Origin of the sequence: Sphingomonas sp. BK481 (assembly GCF_014194875.1) — a bacterium.
Classification (GTDB): Bacteria; Pseudomonadota; Alphaproteobacteria; order Sphingomonadales; family Sphingomonadaceae; genus Sphingomonas; species Sphingomonas aerolata.
Genome location: NZ_JACIAP010000006.1, coordinates 223,855 through 249,261 on the forward strand (window position 1 = coordinate 223,855; position 25,407 = coordinate 249,261).

General features: G+C 69.2%; 23 protein-coding genes and 1 pseudogene. 17 read left to right on the top strand and 7 right to left on the bottom strand.

Going from position 1 to position 25,407, the window contains the following annotated elements:
* Positions 1 to 53 precede the first annotated feature (53 nt).
* The 8 genes from hisB (at position 54) to FHY04_RS13775 (ending at position 5,696) form a co-directional block, all read left to right on the top strand.
* Positions 54 to 641 carry an imidazoleglycerol-phosphate dehydratase HisB gene (gene hisB / locus FHY04_RS13740; protein WP_107931520.1) on the top strand — a complete coding sequence of 196 codons (588 nt, stop codon included), beginning with the start codon at positions 54 to 56 and terminating at the stop codon, positions 639 to 641.
* On the top strand, positions 638 to 1,243 hold the full coding sequence (hisH, locus tag FHY04_RS13745; protein ID WP_183936832.1) for an imidazole glycerol phosphate synthase subunit HisH: 606 nt from the start codon (positions 638 to 640) through the stop codon (positions 1,241 to 1,243). Before hisB ends, hisH begins: the two co-directional genes overlap by 4 nt.
* A complete protein-coding gene (hisA, locus tag FHY04_RS13750; protein WP_056680627.1) occupies positions 1,240 to 1,974 on the top strand; it encodes a 1-(5-phosphoribosyl)-5-[(5-phosphoribosylamino)methylideneamino]imidazole-4-carboxamide isomerase in 735 nt (244 codons plus the stop codon). The genes hisH and hisA overlap by 4 nt, the downstream gene beginning before the upstream one ends.
* 247 nt (positions 1,975 to 2,221) lie before the next feature.
* Complete coding sequence (hisF, locus tag FHY04_RS13755; protein WP_183936833.1) at positions 2,222 to 2,995, top strand: imidazole glycerol phosphate synthase subunit HisF; 774 nt, start codon at positions 2,222 to 2,224, stop codon at positions 2,993 to 2,995.
* Between the two features lie 5 nt (positions 2,996 to 3,000).
* The gene (locus FHY04_RS13760) at positions 3,001 to 3,177 is read left to right on the top strand and encodes a hypothetical protein (protein WP_183936834.1); all 177 of its coding nucleotides are present in this window, start codon (positions 3,001 to 3,003) and stop codon (positions 3,175 to 3,177) included.
* A gap of 32 nt (positions 3,178 to 3,209) precedes the next feature.
* Positions 3,210 to 3,530 (top strand): phosphoribosyl-ATP diphosphatase, encoded by a 321-nt coding sequence (locus FHY04_RS13765; RefSeq protein ID WP_031394257.1) that lies wholly within the window; start codon positions 3,210 to 3,212, stop codon positions 3,528 to 3,530.
* Between the two features lie 142 nt (positions 3,531 to 3,672).
* On the top strand, positions 3,673 to 4,050 hold the full coding sequence (locus FHY04_RS13770; protein WP_031394258.1) for a histidine triad nucleotide-binding protein: 378 nt from the start codon (positions 3,673 to 3,675) through the stop codon (positions 4,048 to 4,050).
* A 110-nt stretch (positions 4,051 to 4,160) separates the two neighbouring features.
* The gene (locus FHY04_RS13775; RefSeq protein WP_056408830.1) at positions 4,161 to 5,696 is read left to right on the top strand and encodes an amino acid permease; all 1,536 of its coding nucleotides are present in this window, start codon (positions 4,161 to 4,163) and stop codon (positions 5,694 to 5,696) included.
* A gap of 174 nt (positions 5,697 to 5,870) precedes the next feature.
* Here FHY04_RS13775 and FHY04_RS13780 read toward each other — a convergent pair whose 3' ends face one another.
* The 3 genes from FHY04_RS13780 to FHY04_RS13790 all read right to left on the bottom strand — a co-directional run bounded on the left by FHY04_RS13780 (position 5,871) and on the right by FHY04_RS13790 (position 9,902).
* Positions 5,871 to 6,869: an adenosine kinase gene (locus FHY04_RS13780; protein ID WP_183936835.1), complete on the bottom strand. Its 999-nt coding sequence runs from the start codon at positions 6,867 to 6,869 to the stop codon at positions 5,871 to 5,873.
* 94 nt (positions 6,870 to 6,963) lie between these two features.
* Entirely contained in the window at positions 6,964 to 7,872 is a 909-nt protein-coding gene (locus FHY04_RS13785; RefSeq protein ID WP_183936836.1) for a flagellin, read from the bottom strand.
* Positions 7,873 to 7,883: 11 nt separating this feature from the next.
* Entirely contained in the window at positions 7,884 to 9,902 is a 2,019-nt protein-coding gene (locus FHY04_RS13790) for a FlgK family flagellar hook-associated protein (protein WP_183936837.1), read from the bottom strand.
* On the opposite strand from FHY04_RS13790, the gene flgG reads away from it, so the two are divergent.
* The 5 genes and pseudogenes from flgG to FHY04_RS13815 all read left to right on the top strand — a co-directional run bounded on the left by flgG (position 9,901) and on the right by FHY04_RS13815 (position 13,367).
* Complete coding sequence (flgG, locus tag FHY04_RS13795) at positions 9,901 to 10,608, top strand: flagellar basal-body rod protein FlgG (RefSeq protein WP_166747205.1); 708 nt, start codon at positions 9,901 to 9,903, stop codon at positions 10,606 to 10,608. The genes FHY04_RS13790 and flgG overlap by 2 nt on opposite strands.
* Entirely contained in the window at positions 10,605 to 11,063 is a 459-nt protein-coding gene (gene flgA / locus FHY04_RS13800) for a flagellar basal body P-ring formation chaperone FlgA (protein WP_183936838.1), read from the top strand. Before flgG ends, flgA begins: the two co-directional genes overlap by 4 nt.
* Before the next feature lie 11 nt (positions 11,064 to 11,074).
* Positions 11,075 to 11,805: pseudogene (gene flgH / locus FHY04_RS13805) on the top strand (flagellar basal body L-ring protein FlgH).
* A 157-nt stretch (positions 11,806 to 11,962) separates the two neighbouring features.
* Positions 11,963 to 12,841, top strand: coding sequence for a flagellin (locus FHY04_RS13810; RefSeq protein WP_031395278.1), 879 nt, complete (start codon positions 11,963 to 11,965; stop codon positions 12,839 to 12,841).
* A gap of 220 nt (positions 12,842 to 13,061) precedes the next feature.
* Positions 13,062 to 13,367: a hypothetical protein gene (locus FHY04_RS13815; RefSeq protein ID WP_183936839.1), complete on the top strand. Its 306-nt coding sequence runs from the start codon at positions 13,062 to 13,064 to the stop codon at positions 13,365 to 13,367.
* A 46-nt stretch (positions 13,368 to 13,413) separates the two neighbouring features.
* On the opposite strand, the gene FHY04_RS13820 is transcribed toward FHY04_RS13815, so the two are convergent.
* Positions 13,414 to 13,866, bottom strand: coding sequence for a hypothetical protein (locus FHY04_RS13820; protein WP_183936840.1), 453 nt, complete (start codon positions 13,864 to 13,866; stop codon positions 13,414 to 13,416).
* Positions 13,867 to 13,981: 115 nt separating this feature from the next.
* On the opposite strand from FHY04_RS13820, the gene FHY04_RS13825 reads away from it, so the two are divergent.
* The 3 genes from FHY04_RS13825 (at position 13,982) to glsA (ending at position 17,072) form a co-directional block, all read left to right on the top strand.
* On the top strand, positions 13,982 to 14,209 hold the full coding sequence (locus FHY04_RS13825; protein WP_056408817.1) for a hypothetical protein: 228 nt from the start codon (positions 13,982 to 13,984) through the stop codon (positions 14,207 to 14,209).
* Complete coding sequence (locus FHY04_RS13830; RefSeq protein ID WP_183936841.1) at positions 14,206 to 16,065, top strand: hypothetical protein; 1,860 nt, start codon at positions 14,206 to 14,208, stop codon at positions 16,063 to 16,065. The genes FHY04_RS13825 and FHY04_RS13830 overlap by 4 nt, the downstream gene beginning before the upstream one ends.
* Before the next feature lie 71 nt (positions 16,066 to 16,136).
* Entirely contained in the window at positions 16,137 to 17,072 is a 936-nt protein-coding gene (gene glsA, locus FHY04_RS13835) for a glutaminase A (protein WP_183936842.1), read from the top strand.
* A gap of 3 nt (positions 17,073 to 17,075) precedes the next feature.
* Here glsA and FHY04_RS13840 read toward each other — a convergent pair whose 3' ends face one another.
* Positions 17,076 to 19,511 (bottom strand): EAL domain-containing protein, encoded by a 2,436-nt coding sequence (locus FHY04_RS13840; protein ID WP_183936843.1) that lies wholly within the window; start codon positions 19,509 to 19,511, stop codon positions 17,076 to 17,078.
* A gap of 98 nt (positions 19,512 to 19,609) precedes the next feature.
* Positions 19,610 to 20,710 (bottom strand): serine hydrolase, encoded by a 1,101-nt coding sequence (locus tag FHY04_RS13845; protein ID WP_311724903.1) that lies wholly within the window; start codon positions 20,708 to 20,710, stop codon positions 19,610 to 19,612.
* Between the two features lie 425 nt (positions 20,711 to 21,135).
* Between FHY04_RS13845 and FHY04_RS13850 the strand changes: the two genes are divergently transcribed.
* Complete coding sequence (locus FHY04_RS13850; protein WP_183936844.1) at positions 21,136 to 23,826, top strand: TonB-dependent siderophore receptor; 2,691 nt, start codon at positions 21,136 to 21,138, stop codon at positions 23,824 to 23,826.
* 47 nt (positions 23,827 to 23,873) lie between these two features.
* On the opposite strand, the gene FHY04_RS13855 is transcribed toward FHY04_RS13850, so the two are convergent.
* Complete coding sequence (locus FHY04_RS13855) at positions 23,874 to 25,403, bottom strand: DHA2 family efflux MFS transporter permease subunit (protein WP_031396601.1); 1,530 nt, start codon at positions 25,401 to 25,403, stop codon at positions 23,874 to 23,876.
* Positions 25,404 to 25,407 lie beyond the last annotated feature (4 nt).

Genomic DNA, 25,407 nt, shown 5'->3' on the forward strand with positions numbered 1-25,407 from the left:
TTCGGATGGCGGTCAAGATTGCATGCGTCGTGGCGCACGTTATGGGAGGTGGCATGCGCACCGCCACGATTTCCCGCTCCACCGCCGAGACGGCGATCGACGTCACCATCAACCTCGACGGGACCGGCGTTTACGACGTCGAGACCGGCGTCGGCTTCTTCGACCACATGCTCGAGCAGCTCTCGCGCCATTCGCTGATCGACCTGCACGTCCGCACCAAGGGCGACCTGCATATCGACGAGCATCACACCGTCGAGGATACCGGCATCGCGATCGGCCAGGCGTTCGCGCAGGCGCTCGGCGACAAGCGGGGCATCGCGCGATACGGCGATGCGCTGTCGCCGATGGACGAGACTCTCACGCGGGTCGCGCTCGATATCTCCGGACGGCCCTGGCTCGTCTGGAAGGACCTGTTCTCGCAGAGCCGGCTGGGCGGCATGGACACCGAGATGTTCGAGCATTTCTTCCACAGCTTCGCGCAGGCCGCGGGCATTACGCTGCACGTCGAGACGCTGTACGGCACCAACAACCACCATATCGCCGAGGCCGCGTTCAAGGGCGTCGCGCGCGCGCTGCGCACCGCGATCGAGATCGACCCGCGCAAGGCCGACGCTATTCCGTCGACCAAGGGGATACTGTGACGCTCGCGCTGATCGATTACGGCGCGGGGAACCTGCATTCGGTCGAGAACGCGCTGCGCACCGCGGGCTGTAGCGACCTGATCGTCACCGCCGACGCGGACGTCGTCGCGAAGGCCGACCGGATCGTGCTGCCCGGCGTCGGCGCGTATGGCGCGTGCGCGGCGGCGTTGCGTGCGGTGCCGGGAATGGTCGAGGCGCTGAACCGGCGCGTGCGCGACGAGGGCGCGCCGTTCCTCGGCATCTGCGTCGGCATGCAGCTGATGGCGGACGCGGGCGAGGAAATGGGGACGCATGCCGGGCTCGGCTGGGTGCCGGGGCGCGTGCGGCGGCTCGAGCCGGGGACGATGGACGCGAAGGTGCCGCATATGGGCTGGAACGACGTCGTGCCGGCCCGCGCGCATACGCTGATCGCGCCGGGCGAGGCCTATTTCCTGCACAGCTTCGGCTTCGAAGGCGCCGATGTGCTTGCGACCACCGATCATGCCGGCCCCGTCACCGCGGCGATCGGCCGCGACACGATGATCGGCGTGCAATTTCACCCTGAGAAGAGCCAGCGCTACGGCCTGGCCTTGCTTGAACGTTTTCTGGAGTGGCGGCCGTGAGCCTTATCGTTTTCCCCGCGATCGACCTCAAGGCAGGGCAAGTCGTCCGCCTCGCCGAGGGCGATATGGACCGCGCGACCGTCTATGGTGACGATCCCGCGGCGCAGGCGATGCTGTTCGCAGATGCAGGTGCCGAGCATCTGCACGTCGTCGATCTCGACGGCGCGTTTGCTGGGGCTTCGGTCAATGGCGACGCGGTGCGCGCGATCGTTTCGCAGTTTCCGGGGCATGTGCAGCTGGGCGGCGGGATCCGCACGCGTGCCAATGTCGAGGGCTGGTTCGATCTGGGCGTGTCGCGGGTCGTGATCGGCACCGCGGCGCTCGAGGATCCCGACTTCGTGCGCGGCGTGGCGAAGGATTTCCCCGGCGGGATCGTCGTCGCGGTCGATGCGAAGGACGGCATGGTCGCGACCAAGGGCTGGGCCGACGTTTCGACCACCAGCGCGGTCGATCTCGCGCGGCGGTTCGAGGATGCGGGCGTGGCGTCGTTGCTGTTCACCGATGTGGGGCGCGACGGGATGCTCAAGGGCTGCAACGTCGAGGCGACGGTCGACCTGGCGCGGTCGGTCGACATTCCGGTGATCGCTAGCGGCGGGGTGAAGGGGATCGCCGAAATTCACGTGCTGGCGCTGCATGTCCGTGATGGCGTCGAGGGCGTTATCACGGGGCGGGCGTTGTACGACGGGCGGCTCGACCTTGCGGCGGCGTTGAGCGTGGCGAAGGCGGCATGAGGGTTCACGCGGAGACGCGGAGCCGCGGAGATAGTGGTTTCGCGCAGAGGCGCAGAGGACGCAGAGCCGACCGCGTCAGCGGTCCCTCCATCCTCGCAAGCGATGGAGTCCTACATGCTGCTGCAGGCACGCGCTTCTCTCTCTTCTCTGCGCCCTCTGCGCCTCTGCGCGAAATAGCCTTCTTAGCGGCTCCGCCGCGTCTCCGCGTCTCCGCGTCTCCGCGTGAACCACTTCTTCGAGACCCCGCATGACCGTCCGCGCGCGCGTGATCCCGTGTCTCGACGTCGCCGATGGCCGCGTCGTGAAGGGCGTGAACTTCGTCGAGCTGCGCGACGCGGGCGATCCGGTCGAGCAGGCGCGCGCCTATGACGCCGCCGGGGCGGACGAATTGTGCTTTCTCGACATCGGCGCGAGCCATGAGGGCCGGGGCACGATCCTCGACGTCGTGCGGCGGACCGCGGCGGTGTGCTTCATGCCGCTGACGGTCGGCGGCGGCGTGCGAACCGCGGACGATGCGCGCGCGCTGTTGCTGGCGGGCGCGGACAAGGTTGCGGTCAACTCCGCCGCGGTCGAGCGACCCGAACTCGTCGCCGATATCGCCGAGCGCTTCGGCAGCCAGTGCTGCGTCGCGAGCGTCGACGCGCGGCGCTCGGGCGAAGGTTGGGAAGTGTTCACGCATGGCGGCCGGCGGGCGACCGGGATCGATGCGATCGCGCATGCGGTGAGGCTCGCCGACCTCGGCGCGGGCGAGCTGCTCGTCACCTCGATGGACCGGGACGGGACGCGCAGCGGCTATGACCTCGACCTGATCCGCGCGATCGCCGACCGCGTGGCGGTGCCCATCGTGGCAAGCGGCGGGGTCGGCGGGCTCGACGATCTGGTCGCCGGGATCCGCGACGGGCATGCCAGCGCGGTGCTGGCCGCATCGATCTTCCATTTCGGGCAGGCGTCGATCGGCGACGCGCATGCCGCGCTGGCGGCTGCGGGGATCCCGGTGCGGACCCCCTTGCGGTCGGCCTGACCGGCATGGCGACGCTGCCGCTGGTCGCGGTGCAGTCGGGACATAGCGGCGTGGTGCATCCGCGCACCGGCCCCGAGACGTCGGACATCGCGCTGTTCGCGGTCGCCGCGATCGGCGTCTGGCTGGTCCGCCGCGCGCTGCGCAAGCGGTTCCTGAAGCGGCCGCCGCGCGCAAAGGATTGACCCGCCCGCACGCCTGCGTCAGCACGCACGGCATGGCAGACCCCGTTTTCGATCGCCTGGAGGCGACCATCCGCGCGCGCCGCGATTCGCCCGCCGACACCTCCTACACCGCCAGCCTGTTCGCGCGCGGCCGCCCCAAGATCGCGCAGAAGCTCGGCGAGGAAGCGGTCGAGACGGTGATCGCGGCGTGTTCGGGCGACGAGGCGAGCATCGTCCCCGAGGCCGCCGACCTGATGTTCCATCTCGCGGTGCTGCTGGCGGACGCCGGGCTGAGCCTCGACGATGTGCGGGCCGAGCTGGAGCGGCGCGAAGGAGTCGGCGGGTTGGTCGAGAAGGCGGCGCGGACCGGCTGACCCGCCACCTCCGTCATTCCTGCGGAGGCGGGACTCCAGACTGGCTGGCCACGCGGATTGATCGCGATCCGCCGAGGATATGGATCCCTGCCTTCGCGGGGATGACGAAGGTTGGTAGGATGCCTGAAAAGGAGCAAGCCCCATGCCGATCGACGCCACCCAGCCCTATGACGACCAGAACATCTTCGCGAAGATCCTGCGCGGCGAGATTCCGTCGAGGCGGGTGTATGACGACGACTTCGCGATCGCGTTCCACGACATCAACCCGCAGGCGCCGACGCATCTGCTGGTGATCCCCAAGGGCGCCTATGTCTCGTGGGACGATTTCTCCGCGCGTGCGGGCGATGCGGAGATCGCCGGGTTCATCCGCGCGGTCGGGACGGTCGCGCGCGCCGCGGGGCTGGTCGAGCCGGGCTATCGCCTGCTCGCGAACATCGGCCAGCACGGGCATCAGGAGGTGCCGCACCTGCACGTTCATGTCTTTGGCGGGCGTCCGCTTGGCCCGATGCTGGCCGGATAGCGCGGCTTTCCGCCACTAAAGGATTGCGCGTGATAAAATTGCCATTAGGCTTCCCGGCTTGAGCAAGGGGGCCAGTGAACCGGCCCTCACAACCCCCGGGGGGAACCGAATTGATTTTTGGTCGCGTTAAGTCACTGGACGCCATTCTGGCGACGGCGGAGAAGAAATCGCTCCACCGATCGCTGGGCGCGTTCCAGCTAACCATGCTCGGCATCGGTTGCGTGATCGGCACGGGTATCTTCGTGCTGACCTCCGCCGCCGCGCAGAAGGCCGGGCCGGGCATGATCCTGAGCTTCGTCGTCGCCGGCGCGGTCTGCGTCGTCGCCGCGCTCTGCTATGCCGAGATCGCGGCGATGGCCCCGGTCGCGGGCTCCGCCTATACCTACACCTATTCGGTCATGGGCGAGCTGCTCGCCTGGACGGTCGGATGGGCGCTGATCCTCGAATATGCGGTGGCCGCGAGCGCCGTGTCGGTCGGCTGGTCCGGCTATTTCGCGGGCTCGATATTGCACGAGACGTTCGGGATAACACTCCCGACCTGGCTGTCGCACGGGCCGTACATGCCCGGCGGGTTCATCAACCTGCCCGCGGTCGTCATCTCGCTGCTGATCACCTGGCTGCTGATGATCGGCACGACCGAGAGCGCGCGCGTCAACGCGGTGCTGGTGACGATCAAGGTCGTCGCGCTGACCGCGTTCGTCGCGCTGACGCTGCCCAAGACACATGGCAGCAATTTCGAGCCGTTCCTCCCCACCGGCATCCTCGGCAGCAACGGGCTGGGCGTGGTCGGCGCGGCGGCGACGATCTTCTTCGCCTATGTCGGCTTCGACGCGGTCTCGACCGCGGCCGAGGAGACCAAGGATCCGCAGCGCAACGTGCCGATCGGGCTGATCGCCTCGCTCGGCATCTGCACCGTGTTCTACATGCTGGTCGCAGCGGGCGCGATCGGCACGATCGGCGGACAGCCGCTGTTCGGCGCCGACGGCGTGCCGTTCACCACCGGGTCGGCCGAACTCGCCCGCGCCTGTCTGATCCCCGCCAACGCGCAGGCGCTGGTCTGCTCCAACGAGGCGCTGGCGCATGTCCTGCGTCAGGTCGGCTATGCCAATGTCGGCAACTGGATGGGCTATGCCGCCGGTCTTGCGCTGCCGTCGGTGATCCTGATCCTGATGTTCGGCCAGACGCGCATCTTCTTCGTGATGAGCCGCGACGGCCTGCTGCCCGAAGTGCTCAGCCGCGTGCATCCCAAGTGGAAGACGCCGCATATCGTCACCGCGATCACCGGCGTGTTCGTTGCGTTCGCCGCCGCGTTCCTGCCGGTCGGGCAGCTCGCGGACATCGCCAATGCGGGCACGCTCTACGCGTTCATGATGGTCGCGATCGCGCTGCTGATCCTGCGCAAGCGTGAGCCCAACCGGCATCGTCCGTTCCGCACGCCGGCGGCCTGGATCGTCGCGCCGCTGACGATCGTCGGCTGCATCGGGCTGTACTTCTCGCTTCCCTACGAGGCGATGGCGGTGCTGCCGATCTGGGGCGCGGTCGGGCTCGTGATCTATTTCCTCTATGGCTACCGCAAGAGCTATCTCGGGCGCGGGATGGCCGATGGCGGCGAGCCGATCGACATGGCGCCCCCGGGCAGCCACTGAGACGGGACGCAAAAAAGGGCCGCGGGAGGAAACTCCCGCGGCCCTTTTTTTGTGCGTAGTACCGAACGCGTCATCCCCGCGAAGGCGGGGATCCCTATCCTCCAGCGGTTGCGAGTCTATCGCGCGGCCGGCCAGTATGGGTTCCCGCCTGCGCGGGAATGACGGTTCGGTTCGTCAGCCGATATGCTTGGCGGCCAGCGCCTTCATGTCGACCATCGGGCGGGCGCCGACATGGCTGATGATCTCGGCCGCGCAGACCGCGCCGAGCTTGAGCGAGGCGTGGAGGTCGTGACCCTGTGCCTGGCCGTGGAGGAAGCCCGCCGCGAACAGGTCGCCCGCGCCGGTCGTGTCGACGACCTTGGCGATCGGCTCGGCCTTCACTTCGGCGCGCGTGCCGGTCTGGATCGCGCAGGCACCGTGTTCGCCGCGGGTGACGACCAGGGTCGGGACCTGGGCCGAGATCTTCGCGACTGCCGCGTCGAAATCCTCGGTCTCGGCAAGCGCCGCGAGCTCGCTCTCATTGGCGAACAGGATGTCGATCAGGCCGTCCGACAGCAGCTGGCGGAAATCGCCGCCGTGGCGCGAGATGCAGAACACGTCGCTGAGCGTGAAGGCGACCTTGCGGCCGGCGCCACGCGCGCAATCGATCGCGGCGCGCATCGCGGCGCGCGGCTCTTCGGGATCCCAGAGATAGCCCTCGAGATACAGGATCGCGCTGTCGGCGATCATCGCGGTGTCGATCGCCGCGGCGGGCAGATACTGGCCCGCGCCGAGGAAGGTGTTCATCGTCCGCTGGCCATCGGGCGTCACGAAGATCAGGCAGCGGCCGGTGGTCGGGTCGCCGGCGCGGACCGGGGTCGCGAACTCGATGCCGATGCTGCGCACGTCATGCGCGAAGACCTGGCCGAGCTGGTCGTCGGCGACCTGGCCGATGAAACCGCACTTGCCGCCGAGCGCAGCGACGCCGGCGACGGTGTTGGCGGCCGATCCGCCCGAGATTTCCATGCCCGGCCCCATCTTGGCGTAGAGCGCGTCGGCTTCTTCGGACGAGAACATCAGCTGCATCGAGCCCTTGGCAACACCGATCTCGGCGATGAAGGCGTCGTCGGCGGTGCTCAGAATGTCGACGATGGCATTGCCGATCGCGACGACGTCATAGGTAGGCGTGCTCAAGGGGAGGTCTCCGGACCGAACGGGAAAAGCTCGCCGTAATTCGCGCAGGCGGCAGGCGCAACCGCTGCGGCGCCGGGTGCCCGAGCCGCCGGCGTCAGCGCAGATAGGCGACGAGGCTGAGGCCGGCGACCTTGCCGAACACCGAATAGCTCGCCTCGAGCATCGTCTTGCGCTGCATCAGGTCCATCGAGATCTGGCCGTAATCCGCATCCTCATTGTCCGAGACGATCTTCTCGAGCAGCGCGGCGCGATCGGCCGCGCGCGCGCCGAGCGTCTCGATCTGCGCCTGGCGGAGGCCGTTGGCGGCGTTGAGCCCGCGGACCTGCGGCAAGGCGGCGTCAAGCTGCGCGATCGCGGTCTTGAGCGCCGCGGCCTGACCTGCGCTGGGGCTGGCGCCGATCGGCCCGGCCTCGGCCAGCGTCCGGAACGCGGCGAGCACGCCGTCGCCGAGCTCGCTCGCGGTGACGCCGTAGGTCAGCGTCGCGCCGCCGCCGATCGACGCCGAGGCGCGGACGTCGTCATTGCCGAATGCGGCCTGCGTCGTCGTGCCCGCGGTCTCGGCGAGCGTCGCGGGCTTGAACGGGATCGCGTCGCCCTGCGCGCCGGCGAACAGCGGCTCGCTGCCGTCGGTCGCGTTGAGCGCGGAGCGGAACTGGCTGAAGGCGCTTTCGATCGCGCTGCCGAGCGCGGGCGTCGCGCCGGTGCCGACCGCGGTCATCAGCTGTGTCCGGAGATCGCCGGCGATCGTGTCGATCGCGGTGATATTGGCCTCGTACAGCGACAAGATCGTGCCGAGCCGGGTCGTCGCCGCACTCTGCGCCGCCTGCATCGACAGCGCACTGCGCGCGGACAAAGTGCGGACCGCGGCGCTGCCGAGATCGGCGAGGTCCTTCGCCTTCTTGCCCGAATTGAGCTGCAGCTGCGTCTGCGCGAGCCGCTGCTGCGCCTTCTGGACCGCGTCGGTCAGCGTCCGCTGGAGCGGGATGGTGGCGATGCGGGTCATCGATGCTGGTCCTATCTGATCATGCCGAGAAGCGTTTCGTACATCTCGCTCGCGGTGGTCATGACGCGCGCGGCGGCGGCGTAGCTGTTCTGGAGCACGACCATCTGGCCGAGCTCCTCGTCGATATTGACGCCCGAGACGCTGTCGCGGCGGTTGATCGCGTCGTCGCGGCGTGCGCCCATCTGGTCCGCGCGATCGGTGGCGCGCGACGCGGCGGATCCCGCATCGCCCAGCACGACCGCGGAAAAGCGCGCGATCGTCATCGTCCCCGCATCGCCGAGATCGACCGCGCTCGCCAGCGCATCAACCAGCGCGGTCGCGCCGCGCCGATCGCTCGGCCCGAGCGCCTTGGCCCCCACCGCGACGGGCTGAAGCCGGGCGAGCGGGAGGCGGGTCGGGTCGGCGAGCACGTCGCGGCGGACCCCGGCGCTGTCGAGCCCCGCCCCCGCCGCGCCCAGCCCGGTGATCGCCGCAAAGCCGCGCCCGGTGCCGCCGCGGTCGGTCGTGTCGGACAGGACCGAGAGCATCGCCCCCGATTCGGCGCGGGTAGCCGAGAACCGCAGGCGCCCGGCATCGTCGAGCGCGAACTGGCCATAGCCGCCGAGCGGGCTGGCGTTGAGCTCGTCGATCAGGTCGCCATAGCTCGGCCCCGTCGCCCCCGTCAGCGCATAGCGCGCGACCAGCCGACCCGACGAATCGCGCAAGGCGAAATCGACCGCCTCGCCGGCGGCGAAGCGATGCGGATCGGCGGTGGTGAACCCCGAGGGCACGAGCATGCTCGTGTCGCTGCGGACGATGTCGTTCAGCCCGAAATAGTGCGACAGGCCGATCCCCGCGCGCGCACTCGGCCGCGCGGTGTCCTGCGCGATGGCGACGCCGGTCCCTGCCCCGGTCGCGGCGATCGTGAGCGTGCCGTTGGCGAACGACGCGGTCGCCGCACCGCCAAGGCCAGTATTGATCGCCGCGATCGCATCGTCGACGGTTGCCGCCGCGCCGAGTGCGTCGAAGTCGAGCGTGGTGCCGGCGACCATCGTGCCGTCCGACCGCGTCACCGCGATCAGCGCCGCGCCGGTGAACCCCAGCCGGTCGCCACCGGTCAGCGCGGTCGCGCGGCCGGTGAGCGTCGCGGGCGGCGGCACCGCCGACCCGGTGTTGGACGCGGCGTTGATCGTCCGGGCGAGCCCCGCGAACAGCGTCTCGACCCGCGCCGAGAACGCCGGCAACTGCCGGTCGCGCAGGTCGAGCAGCCCGCCGAGCCGCCCGCCCATCGCCGGCGTGTCGAGCGTCGTCCCGGTCGCCGCGCCGAGCGTGCCGTCCGCCTCGGCGAACCGCACGTCGATCGTCGGATAGACCGGCTGCGCGCTGCCGACTCCGCTGGCGGGATAGGAAAGCTGGCGCAGCCGCTGGTCGAGCAGCGGGACGCCCGAGGCGGTATCGATCGTCACCCGCCCGCTCGGCTGTTCGCGCGCGGTGATGCCGATCAGCGCGCTGAGCTCCTCGAGCGCGGTGGTGCGGCGGTCCGCGGGGCCAGACGCGCTGCGCCCCAGCCCCTGCAGCCGCGAGATCGAATCGTTGAGCGTGTCGACGGTGCGCAGCAGCGCGTTGACCCGCTCGACCGTGTCGCCGACCTCGCCCTCGATATCGCCGCGCAGAACGTCGACGTCGCGACCGAGCTGGCGCATCGATCCGATCGCGTCCTCGACCATGCCGACAAAGGGCGCGGTGACCGCGGAGCCGCCATTGGCGCCCGCCATCGCGGTCGCGGTCGCGGCGATCGCGTCGAGCCGGGCGGGCAGCGCGGATTCGGACCCGGTCGCGCCGAGCAGCGACTGCAACCGGTCGAGATAGCCCGCCTCGACCTCCGCACGGCCCGCATCGCCGCTGCGGCCATAGACGGTCGCTTCGAGGAACTTGTCCGCGACGCGGCCGGGTTCGCCGACCACCACGCCGTTGACGCGGCCCGCGGTGACCCCCGTCTGCAATGCGACCGTCTCGCGCGCATAGCCCGGCGTGTTGACGTTCGCCAACATGAACACCACCGGCTTCAAGCGCCAGCGCGCGGCGTTCCAGGACCTCCTCTATCAGCAGGAAACGCGCCCCGGTTCGGCGGCGGGCGGTGACGGCCAGGCCAAGGTGCCGACCGGGATCCAGATCGGCGCGGGCGTGAAGACCGGTGGCGTCTACCGCATCACCGAACAGGGTGCGCCCAACCAGACCGGCAACCGCTATGACATCGCGATCCAGGGGCGCGGCTATTTCCAGGTGACGTTGCCCTCGGGGCAGATCGGCTTCACCCGCGACGGATCGTTCCAGCTATCCGAACAGGGCGAGCTGGTCACCGCGGACGGCTTCCGCGTCGAACCCGCGATCGTCATCCCGCCCGAGGCGGTCGACGTCGCGATCTCGAAGACTGGCGAGGTCCAGGTCAAGCTCGCCAACGATCCCGCGCTGCAGACCGTCGGCCAGATCCAGCTCGCGACCTTCGTCAACGAGGCGGGGCTGGAGGCGCAGGGCGGCAACCTCTTCCTCGAAACCGCCTCGTCGGGGCAGCCAACCGTCGCCGCGCCGGGCCAGCCGGGCTTTGGCGACACGCTGCAGGGCTTTGTCGAGGCGTCGAACGTCAACCCGGTGTCCGAGATCACCGCGCTGATCACCGCGCAGCGCGCCTATGAGATGAACAGCCGCGTGGTGAAGACCGCGGACGAGATGCTCGCGACCTCGAGCCAGCTCCGGTGAGCCGCCTGGCAATCGCCGTCGCGCTCGTCCTCGCATCGGGGATCGCGCTCCCGGCACACGCGGCGGATCCCGCCGAGACGCCCGTCGCGGTGCTCACCCGCGCGATCGCGCGCGGCGACATCCTGAGCGCGGCCGATTTCGAACTGCAGCCGCGGGCCGCAGTCGCCGCGCGCGGCGTGCTGGCGGCGGATGCGGCGAGCGGACGCGAGGCGGTGCGCGCGCTGCCCGCCGGCACGATGGTCCGCGCCGGCGATCTCGTCGCGCCCCGGCTGGTGCGTCGCGGCGAGGCGGTGACGCTGTCGCTCCAGGGGCGCGGGTTTGCGATCACCACCGCGGCGCGGGCGCTGGCGGCGGGCGGCATGGGCGACGTCGTCCGCGTCGTCGCGCTGTCCACGAACCACAGCGTCGATGGCGTCGTCACCGGCGCGGGCAGCGTCCGCGTCGCCGCGCAATGAGGAGAGTTTCGATGACCAGACCCGCGACATTGTTCCTGATCCTCGCCGGCGCGACCGCGCTGTCGGGCTGCGGCACGATCGGCCAGCTCAAGACGATCGGCAAGGCGCCGAAACTCAGCGAGATGACCGCGGTCGACACCCCGCTGACCGAGGATTCGCTCGGCCAGCCGAGCCGTCGCCCGGCCGCGCCGCCACTGGCGCTGGCGCACCCGACGCATCGCTGTTCCGCGCGGGCGCTGGTGCGTTTCTCGGCGACCAGCGGGCCGCGCGCAAGGGCGACATCCTGACCGTGCGGATCAACGTTCAGGATCGCGCCGAGGTCGGCAACACGACCGCACGCACGCGCGGCGGCTCCGAGAATGCGGGGCTGACCGCAGCACTCGGGCTCGGCGTCGCGACGCCCGACCCGCTGATCGCCGGCAATTCGAAGTCGCAGTTCAACGGATCGGGCAATATCAGCCGCTCCGAGACGATCAGCATGACGATGTCGGCGATCGTGACCGACGTGCTGCCCAACGGCAATCTGATGATCCGCGGCCGCCAGGAGATCCGCGTCAATTACGAGCTGCGCGAGCTGATCGTGACCGGCATGGTCCGCCCGCAGGATATCAGCCGCGACAACAGCATCCGCCACACGCAGATCGCCGAGGCGCGGATCAGCTATGGCGGCCGCGGCCAGCTGACGCAGGCGCAGCAGGCACGCTGGGGCCAGCAGATCTACGACGCGCTGTTTCCGTTCTGAGGCGCGCGCCCGCGCTGCAAATAATCCGCGCAGCGCGACCAACTAGCCGGATTTCTTCCCAGAATAAGGAGCGGGTCGGATCTGACCGCTCCGTCGGCGAGCCGCCGTACGGCTCAAGGACGCAGAAGCGACCGACTATTCCAGAAGGAAGAATATCATGGGAATGTCCGTTAACACCAATGTTGGCGCGATGGCGGCCCTCCAGGCCCTCAACGAGACCAGCAAGGGTCTGTCCGTCGTCCAGAGCCGCATCAACAGCGGCCTGAACGTCGCATCGACCAAGGACGATTCGGCAGCCTTCACGATTGCCCAGGGCCTTCGCGGCGATCTGGGTGGCCTCAAGGCGGTCAACTCCTCGCTCAGCCGGGCGAAGAGCGTGGCCGACGTTGCGGTCGCAGGCGCAGAGCAGATCTCGGACGTCGTCAACCAGATGAAGACGCTCGCCAAGCAGGCGTCGGACGATGGCATCAGCGACGAGAGCCGCGCTGCGTACAACAAGGACTTCACCGCCCTTCGCGACCAGATCAGCACGATCGTCGATTCGTCCGAGTTCAACGGTACGAACCTGCTCAAGACCGGCGGCGGCACCGTGAGTGCGTTGCAGTCGCTGACCAACAAGGCAACCGGCACCGACACCTACGATCCCGATACGCTCTCCATCGCCAACCAGGAAATCGACCTGCCGGCGACGGAAACCGCGTCCGCGGGCGTGGGTACCGGCGTGCTCGGCCAGGATTCGGAAATCGACACGGCTGCGAAGGCCAAGGCGATGGTCGATACCCTGGACACGCTGGGCAGCTCGCTCAACACCAAGCTGAGCGATCTCGGCTCGGGGTCGCGCAAGATCGACGCACAGATGACGTTCACCAGCAAGCTGTCGGACGCGATCGAAAGCGGCGTCGGCAAGCTGGTCGACGCGGATCTGGCCAAGGAATCGGCGAAGCTGCAGGCACTGCAGGTCAAGCAGCAGCTTGGCGTTCAGGCGCTGTCGATCGCCAACCAGGCACCGCAGACGATCACCTCGCTGTTCCGGTAAGCCGGTACGAGACACGATCCCGCCAAGTCCCCCAAGCACATCGGCGGGGGGTCGTGGAAACCGGGGTGGCCGATCGGCCATCCCGGTTTTTTCATGCCTGTTTTCAGGCGGCGGCGCGCCTGGATACGGGTAATCCCTTAATAGCCGTGCGGCCCGGTTCGACTAGGGTCGAGCGAACCGGCGGGCGGGCCAGCCACGAACGGCCGGAGAGGATGAGGTCATGGACTACCGCGTTTCGCTGTCGCTCTCGGTCACCGACCCGCATGCGCTGTGGTCCGCCGCGGCGGCCTGTGCGCTGACCGCGCCGGGCATGACGCTCGACGACGTCGTCGAGACGATCGGCAGCGAGCATGATCCCGACATCGCCGACTGCATCGCGCTGCTGCTGCTGTCGCCGCGGATCACCGGCGCGCGGATCGAAGACTTCGCCTGCCGTCGCGCCGGCAGGCCCAAACGCGTGGCCGACGTCACCCCGTTGCCGACCCGCCCCCGCGCGACGCGGCACGGCCTGAACGCCAACGCCTGAGACACGCCGGGCCGGGGTTCGGCGCAGCGCGCGGACGCCAGCGCGATCAGGCGCGGCGCGCCGCCACCTCGACCAGCAACACCGCCGCGATCGTCGGATCGACCCGGCGCAGGGCCGTGGAGACGTCCTGCGCCAGTCGTCGTGCATCGACCGGCGTCGACGCGGAGGCATGCAACCGCGCGAATTCGATCGACGCGACCAGCGCCGCCTCGCGCAGTTCGGGCCGACGCGTCTCGATCGCGCCCGCGCCTGCGACATTGGCGGCCTGAAGCACGAGCTTGACCTTCAGCCGTCCGTCCGCGCGATCGCCCTCGACGATTGGCACGTCGAGTGGATCGAGCATCACGAACAGCGGCGACGGCCGTACGGATTCACCTTCCGCCCCGCCTCCTTCCGCCCCGCCCCCTTCGGACGCCGCCGCGCCCGGCGCCATGACTGGCGCGGTCAGCAGCGCCGCGATCAGCAGCGCGATCTGCTTGGGTGAAGGGCGGGTGCGCATCGCTCGGGCTCCGGTTTGTGGTTTCGTCGGGACGTCGCCCCGAATGCCGGCCGATGCCGACGATCCGCAGGTCTTTGCCTCTATAATAGGAGGATAGCGGAGGGATGGAGCGCAAGTGAGCCACGATCAGAAACCCGCGCGCGTCAGGATCGTCGCGAACGGTGCCGAGACGGACGCCCGCCGGCGCGGCGATGCAACGGCGATCGCGCCGATGCCGACCACCGGACCGGTCGATGGTCATCATGCCGCTGCAGGAAACAGGGTCGCGACGATCGTGTTCGCGCTGCTGTTCCTTGGCGCCGCCGCCGCTGCCGCGGTCGCGGTGACCTTGGCCTTCGCATGATCCGCCTCGCCATCGCGCTGGCGATCGGCGCGGGGCTGGCCGGACCGCATCCCGCGCGCGCTGCCGAACCGTCGCATCCGAGCGCGCCGCACCCGAGCACGCCCCACCCGGGCACGCCGACGCCCGCGCAACCGTCGCCACCCGCCCCCGCCCGCCCGGCGCCTGTACCCTTTGCCGCCGAGCTCGCCGCGCAGCCGCTGCCGCCGGCGCGCACCGCCTGGACCGCGATGAGCGAGCAGTCGGCCTGGGCGGCGCTTGCGACCGCCACGCCCGCGACGCGGCAGGCGACACGCTGGCGCTATGCGGTCGCCCTGATCGCGCGCGACCGCGCCGGCGAGGCGCTCGGCGTGCTCGACGTGATGGCGGCCGACGATACCGGGCTTGCAAAGGTCGCCGCGTGGCGGCGCGCGCGCGGCGTCGCGCTCGGGCGGCTCGGGCGGACCGATCCGGCGATCGCGGCGCTCGACGACCCTGCGCTCGCGACCGATCCCGAGACCTGTATGTGGCGGATGCGGATCCTGGCGGAGGCGGGTCGTGCGGCGCCGGCGCTGGGCGTGCTCGGCTGTGCGATGCCTGCGCTGAACGCGCGTGGCGCCAAGGCGCGCCGCCCCTTCATCCTCGCTGCCGCGCGCGCGGCGATCGACGCAGGGAGGCCTGGCCCGGCGCGCGACTGGCTCGATCGCATCCCGGCGACCGACGCGGCGGCCGCGCTGTTGCACGGCGAGGCGGACCGTGCGCTCGGCGCCGCCGCGACGAGCCGTCGCTGGTTCGATCTGGCCGCACGCACCGGCGATCCCGAACAGCGCGCCGCAGCCACGCTCGGCACGATCGAGACCGATCTGGCCGCGCGCACGCTCGCCCCGCCGGCCGCGGCGCGGCGTCTGGCGGCGCTGCTGTTCCGCTGGCGGGGGGGCATGGTCGAACGCCGCGGGCTGACGCTGGCGATGAGCCTCGCCACCCGCCGCGGCGACGAACCCGCGCTGCTGGCGGCCGCCGCCGCGCTGCTGCGCTACGGCAATGTCGGCGCCGACGCCGCGCCGCTGTCGGCGACCGTCCAGGCGCATCTCGTCGCACTGGTGGCGCCACAATCGACCATGCCGCTCGGCACCGCCGCCGGCCTGCTCTGGGATTACCGCGACCTGATGCCGACGGGCGCGGACGGCGACCGCGTGGTGTGGATGCTCGCCGACCGGCTGCAACAGGCCGGGCTCTATCGCCGCGCCGCCGAACTGCTCGAACGCCGGCTGTCCACCACACAGCGCGACGTCGAACAGGGCCCCCTGTCGATCCGCGTCGCGACGCTGCGGATTCTGGCGGGCGCGCCCGACGCCGCGGTCCGCGTGCTGCGCGAGACCGCGATGATTCCTTATCCCGACGCGATCCAGGACGAGCGCCGCCGCCTCCAGGCGGTCGCGCTCGAACTGCTCGGCCGCCACGCCGAAGCGGTGGCGACGCTCGCCGACATCCGCGACGCGACGCCGATCCGCGCCGAATTCGACTGGCACGCGCGCGACTGGTCGGGCTTAGCCGCCAGCGGCACCGCGCTGCTGCCCGCCCCCGGAGCGCGCGGCGGCCTGTCCGCGGAGGGCCAGGCGATCGTCCTGCGCCAGGCGATCGCCCATGCGATGCTCGGACAGGAAGCCGCCTTGGCGCGGCTCAACCGGCGCTATGCCCGCGCCTTCGCCGCGCTCCCCACCGCGCCCGTGTTCGCGATGCTGACCGCGCCGGTCGGAGGTTTCGACCCGGCGCGGCTCGACTCCGCGATGACCGCGCTGTCCGCGGCGGGACCCGCGGGCGCGATCGGCGACCTGCTGACCGCGGGACAGGCGGCGCGGACGTCGACGCGACTGGACTAGGCCGCCCCGCGCCCTTGCCCACGGATCATGCGCGCCGCCTGCGAGTTCAACCTGTTCACCAGGAGAGCCGCATGCCCAGCACGATCGCGCAGATCATCACCGAGATCGCCGCCGAGATCACCGACGACGCCGCGCGGATCGAGGCATCGGCGGACCGCAAGGAGGAGGCCGCGCCCGGGCCGATCGGCATCGCGGTCGCGCTGACGTCGGGCACGCTGCTGACCGCGGGCGCGGCGACGACGGCATTCCCGATCCAGAGCATCTCGAAGCTGTTCGCGCTCGACCTCGCGCTCGCGGCGATCGGCGACGACGTCTTCGCGCGCGTCGGGAAAGAGCCGTCGGGCGACCCGTTCAACTCGATCGTCGATCTGGAACGGACCAAGGGCGTGCCGCGCAACCCGTTCATCAACGCAGGCGCGCTGGCGGTCGTCGATATCCTGGTCGAGCACCGGCCCGAGGACGGCGACGATCCGGCGGTCGCCCGGCTGATCGGGCGCGAGACCGGGTCCGATGCCGTCACGTTCGACGAGGACGTGATGGCGTCCGAGCAGGAGGGCGGCGACCTGAACCGCGCGATGATGAGCTTCATGCGGCATCACGGCAATCTCCATGCCGATCCCGACGCGGTGATGGCCGCCTATGTCCGCAACTGCGCGATCGCGCTCGATTGCCGTGGCCTTGCCAAAGCGGGCGCGTATCTCGCGGCGACGCGGCGGACGCCCGATGACCCGGAGGCCGACGCGGTCGCCAAGCGCCACCGCACGGTGCTCGGCCTGATGATCACCTGCGGCCATTATGACGGGTCGGGGGATTTTGCGGTGCGGGTCGGCTTGCCCGCCAAGAGCGGCGTCGGCGGCGGCATTCTCGCGATCGTGCCCGACCGTGCGGCGATCGCGGTCTGGTCGCCCAATCTCGACCAGCACGGCAACAGCATCCTCGGCATCCGCGCGCTCGAGATGATCGCGCACCGGACCGGCTGGTCGGTGTTCGGACCGCCGCTGGTCTGACGCTCAGGCGGCGAGCCGGGTAACCGTCACCCCCGAGGATTGCGGGTCGGTATCGCCGGGTGCGCCGATGATCGTGTCCCCCGGCAGCTCGGCAAAGTCCGCCGTCGCATCGGTGAACGGGACGACCGGGCGGCCGAGCAGATAGCCCTGCGCCACGTCGCAGCCGATATCGTGCAGCACGTTGAGCTGTTCGCGCGTCTCGACCCCCTCGGCATGCGTCAGCACGCCCAGTTCCTTGCCGATCGCGACGGTCGCGCGCAGCACCGCCATGCAGCGCGGATCATTCGCCGCCTCGGCGACGAAGCTGCGGTCGATCTTGATCCGGTCGAAACGGAAGTCGCGCAAATGCGCGAGCGACGATTGCCCGGTGCCGAAATCGTCGAGCGACACCTTGATGCCGAGCTTGCGGATCCGGTCGAGCATCACCGCGGTCCGGCCCGCATCGTCGATCAGCGCCGTCTCGGTGATCTCGATCTCGACCCGCTCGGGGGCGACGCCGTGGATCAGGATCGCCTGGGTCAGGCTGTGCAGCAGCCCTTCCGACTTCAGCTGCGCGGCGGAAATGTTGATCGCGACGTTGAGATGCGGCGACCAGCCCGCGAGGTGGCGGCACGCCTCCATCATCACCCAGCGGCCGATATCCTCGACCAGCCCGCATTGCTCGGCGATCGGGATGAAGACGCCCGGCGGGATCCAGCCGCGCACCGGGTGGTTCCAGCGGATCAGCGCCTCATAGCCCGTCGTGCCCCCGGTCAGCAGATCGACGACCGGCTGGAAGGCGAGTGCGAAGCCGCCCGTCTGGACCGCTTCGTGCAGGTCGTCGACGATCCCCTGACGTTCGGCGAGCCGTTCGGCGAGCCCGGGCAGATAGGCCTGCGCGCGCCGCCGCCCGAGCCGCTTGGCCTCGTACAGCGCCATGTCCGCGCGCTTCATCAGGTCGTCGGCGGAACAGGCGCCCGAAAAGTGGGAAATGCCGATGCTGCAGCTCGGCAGCAGCCGGCAGCCGTTGATGACGACCGCGCCGCTCAATTGCGCGACGATCGAATCGGCGAGCGCCGCCGCCGCGTCACCTGTCTCGCTGGCGAGGATCGCGAGCTCGTCGCCGCCCATCCGCGCGATGAAGCTGTCCTGGGGCAGCAGCCGCGTCAGCTCGGCCGCGACATGGACCAGCAGCTGGTCGCCGACCGCGTGACCAAAGGCATCGTTGATCCGCTTGAAATCGTCGAGGTCGATCATCAGCAGCGAGAAGGGCGTGCCGATCCGGATCCGCGCCTCCTTCTGCTCGCGCAGCGACCGGCGGTTCCCCAGCCCGGTCAGCGGATCATGATAGGCCAGATGCGTCAGGTTGCGCAGCGCCTGCCGCTCCGCGCTGACGTCGTTGAAGGTCAGCACCACGCCCTTGGACTGCATCGGACGGCACTGCATCCGATAGACGCAGCCATCGTCCATCGCCCATTCGCGGTCGAACGTCGCGTCGGTCCGGATCCATTGCTGCATCGCCGCGCGGATCTCGGCGCGCCGCTCGGGCCGCCAGCCGCGATGACGCGCGACGATGTCGATACAGGCGGTGATCGTCATGCCCGGCGCGATCGCCCCGTCCGGGATCGCGTACATCTCGAGGAACCGGTGGTTGAAATGCTGCAGCCGGGCATGGCCGTCGATGAACACCAGCCCGTCCGACATGCTTTCGAGCACCGCTCTCAGCGTGTGCCCCTCTTCCTCGCGCGTCGTCCTGAACCGCTCGAAGGTCAGCAGGCTGGCGAGGCAGGTGACCGACACGCCAAACGCCATGCAGGCGGCGACGAGGCCCGGCGACAACAGGCTGCCGCGCACGTCGCCGATGCTGCCGATCACGATATCGCCCGACAGCGCGACGAAATGCGTCGTGCAGATCGCGAGCGCGAACAGCATGCAGGCGGCGGTGCGCGACCGCGCCCAGCCGCGGTGGAGCTGCCACGTCGCCATCAGCACCGTCCCGAGCACCAGCCCGGCGATGTTCGTCGGCCAGGAAAACACGTGGACGCAATCGGTCATGCCCGTCAGCCCGACCGCATGCATGCACCAGATGCCCGCGCCCGCGATCGTCGCCGCAGCGATCCGCGCGGCGCGGCGGCGCAGGCGGGTGACCGCGACCAGCGGCACGCCGACCAGCGCGATGCCGACCAGCGCGGACAGGATCGTGATCGGCACGTCGTAGCGGAGCAGGAGATCGGGTCGATAGGCGAGGATCGCGATGAAATGCGTCGCCCAGACGCCGAGCCCCGCGGCGAGCGCGAGCGCGGCATGCCGCCAGCCGAGCGGCTCGCCGGGCTCTGCCGCGGTCCGGTCGAGATCGATCGCGAGCATCGCCACCGACCAGCTCGCGGTCAGGCAGATCCCGACTGCAACGGCGACCAGCGACCCCGAATGCTCGAAATGAAGATTGAAAAGGGGTACCACGATCTTTGCTCTCAGGACGTAACTCCCAATCGCATGAATTTATTAAAGAAAGTTATAACCGAAACGGCTTGATAGGGCCCCTTGCCCGGCCGGTACGATCAATTGCCCGCCGAGGCGACGACGGCCCGGGTCACGTCGCCCATCAGCCGCATCCGCACCGGAATTGGCTCGCGCGTGCTGGCGATCATCACCGCGACCGCATAGCGATGGCCGTTCGGCGCGACGAGCAGTCCGATATCGTTATAGCCGGTCGACAGGCTGCCCAGATCCTGCCCGGTGCCGGTCTTGTGCGCGAGCGACCAGCCCGGCCGCAGCCCCGATTTGAGCCGCAACGGCCCGGTCTTGCTCGACCGCATCAGCGTCAGCAGCGACGCGGTCGAGCGCGCGCTCAGCAGCTTGCCCTGCGCGAGCAGCGACAGGCCGAGCGTCACGCCATTGGCGGACGCACCGTCGTATGGCGCCGCGAGATAGCGGTTCAGCGCCTTCGCCCGCGCCTCGTAGGTCATCGCCGCGCGCGCCTGGAGAAAGCCCCAGCCCCCCGCCCATTCGGGCCGCCATTCGAGCCCCGCGGTCTTCGCCTGCAGCACCCGTTCACCCGGGCCGAAGGTCACGCCCTCGACACCCTTGGCGTCGAGCATCCGGTTGATCGCCGCGGGCCCGCCGACGCGCCACAGCAGCACGTCGTTGCAGGTATTGTCGCTGCGCGTCATCGCGCCGCGCAACAGCTCGTCGATCGTCGTCGTATAACCGTCCGGGCCGATCAGCGTGCGGATCGGCTGATGGAACAGCGTCAGGTCGGCACGCGTCAGCGTGACGCGGTCGGACAGCGAAATCTGCCCGCGGTCGACGGCGTCCATCACCGCGATCGCCACCCACAGCTTGCTGACGCTTTGTTGCGGACGCCGCGTGTCACCGTCCCAGGCCACCACCCAGCCCTCGTCGATGTCGCGCACGGTGATCCCGACCTGTCCCTTGAAGCTCGCGCCGAGCGCCTGGACCGCGTTGAGCAGGTCCGCCGCGGGCTGGGGCCTGGTCGACGGCCGCGTCGGCGCCGATGGCCGGGGCGCCGGCGCCACGGTCGTGACGGTCAGCGGCGGCGGTGCGGGACGCATCGGCTGGCGCCCCGCGGGAACGCACGCGCCCAGGCTGGTGACCGCGGCAAGGATCCCGGCGAGGCGATGAGACACTGAAATTGGCACGATAAGTTCCCCTTGTCCGCTGCTTAGCGCGCTGAGCGCTGCGCGGAACCCGAAAGCTGCCGCATCCGCCGCGTTTCGGGTTCCGCCGGTCGCACGCCGCCGATCCGCCGCGACCCGGCTTTGGCCCCGGTGGCGGTGGCCGGCCCACCACGTCCGCCGCCCCTTGCTTGGCTGGAACCGGGACAATCGATTGCGTCAATTCTGCAACATTATGACGTCCATATGAAAGTCGTGCGTATTTTCGGTTGCAAAGACGGGACCGCTATGGCCGTTTGTTGCCAGGACAGGTCAGGGACGAAGCCGGACAGGCGGCCGTCCTTGCGTGTGACAGGGCAATTTCCGCAGGCGCGCCAAGGGGAATCGGCGGTCTGGAACGGCGATGATGGGGGAGGATCCTGAGAGCCACTTTTCAAAGGGGGCTTAGGATGATCAGATACACGACCTCGACCGTCGCACTGGCGGTCGCACTTCTTGCCGGGTCCGCCGCCTTCGCAGCGACGCCCGGCAGCGGCCAGGATGGCGCCGCGCCCACGCCCGCACCGGCCAGCGCCGTGCAGGAAAGCGTCCCCGACGCCGCCAGCGCGACCCCCGAGCCGTCGAACGACATCGTCGTGCTGGGCACGCGCCGGACCGATCGCACGCTCGCCACGTCGCCGTCGCCGGTCGACGTGATCAGTTCGGCCGAACTGACGTCGCAGCCCGCCGCCAACATGATCGACGCGCTCAAGAATATCGTGCCGTCCTTCTACGCCGGGCAGAATTCGATCTCGGACGCCTCGACCTTCGTCCGCTCGCCGTCGCTGCGCGGCCTGTCGGGCGATCAGGTGCTCGTGATGATCAACGGCAAACGCTATAACCGCTCCGCGCTGGTCCAGGTCTATGGCGGCAGCGACACCGGGCTCGGCCGCGGTGCGCAGGGGCCCGACATCTCGGCGATCCCGTCGCTCGCGATCGGCAATCTGCAGGTGCTGCGCGAGGGCGCGACCGCGCAATATGGCTCCGACGCGATCGCCGGCGTGCTCAATTACGGCCTGCGCGAGGATCAGGGGATCGAACTGGTCGGTCGCGCCGGCCAATATTATGCGGGCGACGGCGAAAGCTATCAGATCGCGGGCAATGCGGGCGTGAAGGGCGACTGGGGCTTCATCAACGTCACCGGCGAATATGTCGACGAAGGCCAGACCAGCCGCGGCCGCACCCGCCCGTCGGCCGCCAATTTCGCGCAGAATTTCCCGGCGCTCGCGAATCAGCTCCCCAATTATCCGCTGCCCGTGCAGATCTGGGGCAATTCGCCCTCGCACGGCTTCAAGTCGGTCTACAACTCGGCGATCAACGTCACCGACAACAGCAAGATCTACGTCTTTGCCAATTATGCGCAGAGCAAGGGCAATCAGAGCTTCAACTACCGCGCCTCGGTGTCGAGCACCGCGGTCGACACGAACGGCGTGGTCCGCAATCAGGGCGCGAACGGCGCGTTCAACAACACCTTCTTCCTCACCCCCTGCCCCGCCGGCAACGCGACCTGCCCGAGCGGCGGCTTCGTTCGCGACGGCAACACCTTCCGCTTCGGCACGCTCTACCCCGCCGGCTTCACGCCGCGCTTCGTCGGCAAGACGCAGGAGGCGTATGGCGTGCTCGGCTACAAGGGCACGTCCGGCGCCTTCAGCTACGACCTGTCGGGCACGCTGGCGCGCAACAAGCTGTCGCTGTCGATGTATGACTCGGCCAATTTCTCCTACGGCCCGGCGACGCAGACCAGCTTCGACTTTGGCGACCTGATCCAGAAGGAAACCAACTTCAACGCCGACTTCACCTATGCCGCCGACCTCGGTCTTGCCGCACCGCTGACCATCTCGGCGGGCGGGGAGTTCCGCAAGGAAACCTACGAACAGACTGCGGGCGACACGCAATCCTATGCCGCGGGACCCTATGCGATCGCGCAACAGCTCTTCACCCAGACCGCGCCGGGCGTGTACGTCGCCTCCGGCACGACCGCGGCGCAGGGCGTCGGCGCGAGCGGCTATGCGGGCACCAGCCCCGCCACCGCAGGCAAGTTCAGCCAGAAGGCCTATGCCGCCTATGTCGGGCTCGAAACCGATCTGACCGACGCGCTGACGGTCGGCGCGGCGGGCCGGTACGAACATTACAACACGTTCGGCGATGCCTGGGTCGGCAAGGTGAACGCGCTGTACAAGTTCGCCGACGCCTTCTCGGTCCGCGGCAGCTTCGGTACCGGCTTCCACGCACCATCGCCGGGCCAGTCGAACGTCTCGATCGTCACGACCTCGTTCAACAACGGCGTCGCGTTCCAGGCGGGCACCTACCCGACCAACACCGCGGTCGCGCAATATTATGGCGCGAGCAACCTGACCCCGGAAAAGTCGACCAATTACGGCCTCGGCTTCATCCTCGAACCGGTCCGCGGAATGACGGTCACGGTCGATGGCTACCGGATCAACCTGCGCAACCGGATCGGCCTGACCTCGCCCTTCATCGTCACCGCGGCGGACCTTGCCGCGCAGCCGGCGCTGCTGCCGGTCGGTGTCGGCGGCCAGGTCCAGTATTTCACCAACGGCTTCAAGACGCGCACCCAGGGCATCGACGTCGTCGGCACCTACCGCACGCGGTTCAGCGAGGCGGAGCTGAACTTCTCGCTGGCGTATAACTACAACGACACCAAGGTTACCGAGTTCGATGCCCGGGTGGTCGGCACCGCGCAGCTGATCGACGCGGAAAATCTGGCGCCAAAGCACCGCGTCGTCTTCAATGCCGGCTGGACGCTCGACAATCTGAGCCTCAACGTGCGCGAGAATTACTACAGCTCGTTCACCAGCGCGCAGGATTACGGCCAGACCAACGGCGTGCCGAACCAGGTGTTCAGCGGCAAGTTCGTCACCGATCTGGAGCTCAGCTACACCTTCGCCGAGCATTTCACGGTTGCGGTCGGCGCGCAGAACTTCACCGACGAGCATCCCGACCGGCTCAAGCCGACCTCGACGGTGCAGATCTATCCGCTGACCGGCGGCACGTCGGACGGCCAGGTCTATCCGCGCAACGGCGGGCCGTTCGGCTTCAACGGCGGCTTCTACTATACGCGTCTGCGCGTGAAATACTGAGACCGGGCGGGGGGCGCCGCGGTGCCCCCCGTCATCTCACCACCGGATCAGTGCGCAGCGGCGGGGTCGACCGGCCGGGCAGGCCGCGGCGCCAGCCAGATGATCGCGGCGGACACGAAGAAGATCAGCGCGGCAAAGGCGAACAGGTGGTTCGTCGCCAGCGCGAAGCTTTCCTGCTCGACCACCCGCTCGATCAGCCCGCGCCCCTGTTCCGCACTCAGCCCGTGCTGCTGCGCGTTGGCGATCACCTGATCGCCATTGTTGAGGATGTTGGTCAGCTCGGCGCGGTTCGTCTGCGCGTTGTTCTGCCACATCGTGCTGCCGATCGACGTGCCGATCGCCGCCGCCAGCGTCCGCAGGAAGCTCATCACGCCCGCCGCCGACGCGGTCTCCTCCGGATTGACCGCGCCCAGCGCGATGATCGTCAGCGGGATGAAGAAGAACGGCATGCCCAGCCCCTGGACGAGCTGCGGCGCCGCCAGGATCCAGAAATCCGCACCGCTGAACCAGAAGGTCCGCAGCACCGACGTCAGCCCGAGCCAGAAGATCCCGAAACACACCAGCGCGCGCGGGTCGACCTTGTTGCTCAGCTTGGCGACGATCGGCGAGAAGATCACCGCGAGCACGCCGTTGAACGCGGTGACATAGCCCGCATCGCTCGCGGTATAGCCCATCGTCGACTGCAGCCATTGCGGGATGATCACGACCGACGCGAAGAACGTCCCGAAGCTGAAGGCGAGCGCGGTCACCGCGACGGTGAACCCCCGGTGCCGGAACACGCGCAGGTCGACGATCGGATTGCCCGCGGTCAGCTCCCAGATCAGGAAGGTGACGAAGCCGATCGCCGCGATGATCGCGCAGCCGACGATGAAGCTCGACCCAAGCCAGTCATGCTCGCGCCCGAGATCGAGCATGATCTGCAGCGCCGCGATCCACACGACCATCAGGAACAGGCCGAAGCGGTCGATCGGCACGATCTCGGTCTTGGTCTCGGATTTGCGCAGCAGCGTGAAGACGCCGACGATGCAGAAGATCGCGATCGGCAGGTTGATGTAGAAGATCCACGGCCAGGACCAGTTGTCGCTGATCGTCCCGCCCAGGATCGGCCCGAGGATCGGCGCGGTGACCGTCGTCATCGCCCAGGCGCCCATCGCCGCCGCGCGCTTCTGCGGGGGGAAGATGGTCAGCAGCAGCGTCTGCGTCAGCGGCATCAGCGGGCCGCCGCAAAAGCCCTGCCCGATCCGGAACGCGACCATCGCGCCGAGCGACGAGGCGAGACCGCACAGCGCGGAGAAGACCGCAAAGCCGATCATCGCCGCCATGAACACGCGGATCGTCCCGAACCGCCGGACCAGCCAGCCGGTCAGCGGCACGCAGATCGCCTCGGCGACCGAATAGGAGGTGACGACCCAGGTCCCCTGGGTCGGCGACACGCCGAGCCCGCCCGAGATATGCGGCACCGACACGTTGGCGATGGTCGTGTCGAGCACCACCATGAAGTTGGTCAGCGCCAGCACGAAGCCCGCAAGGATGAGGCGCGGGCCGGTCAGCACCGGCGCGGACGTGTCGGCGGCCATCGAT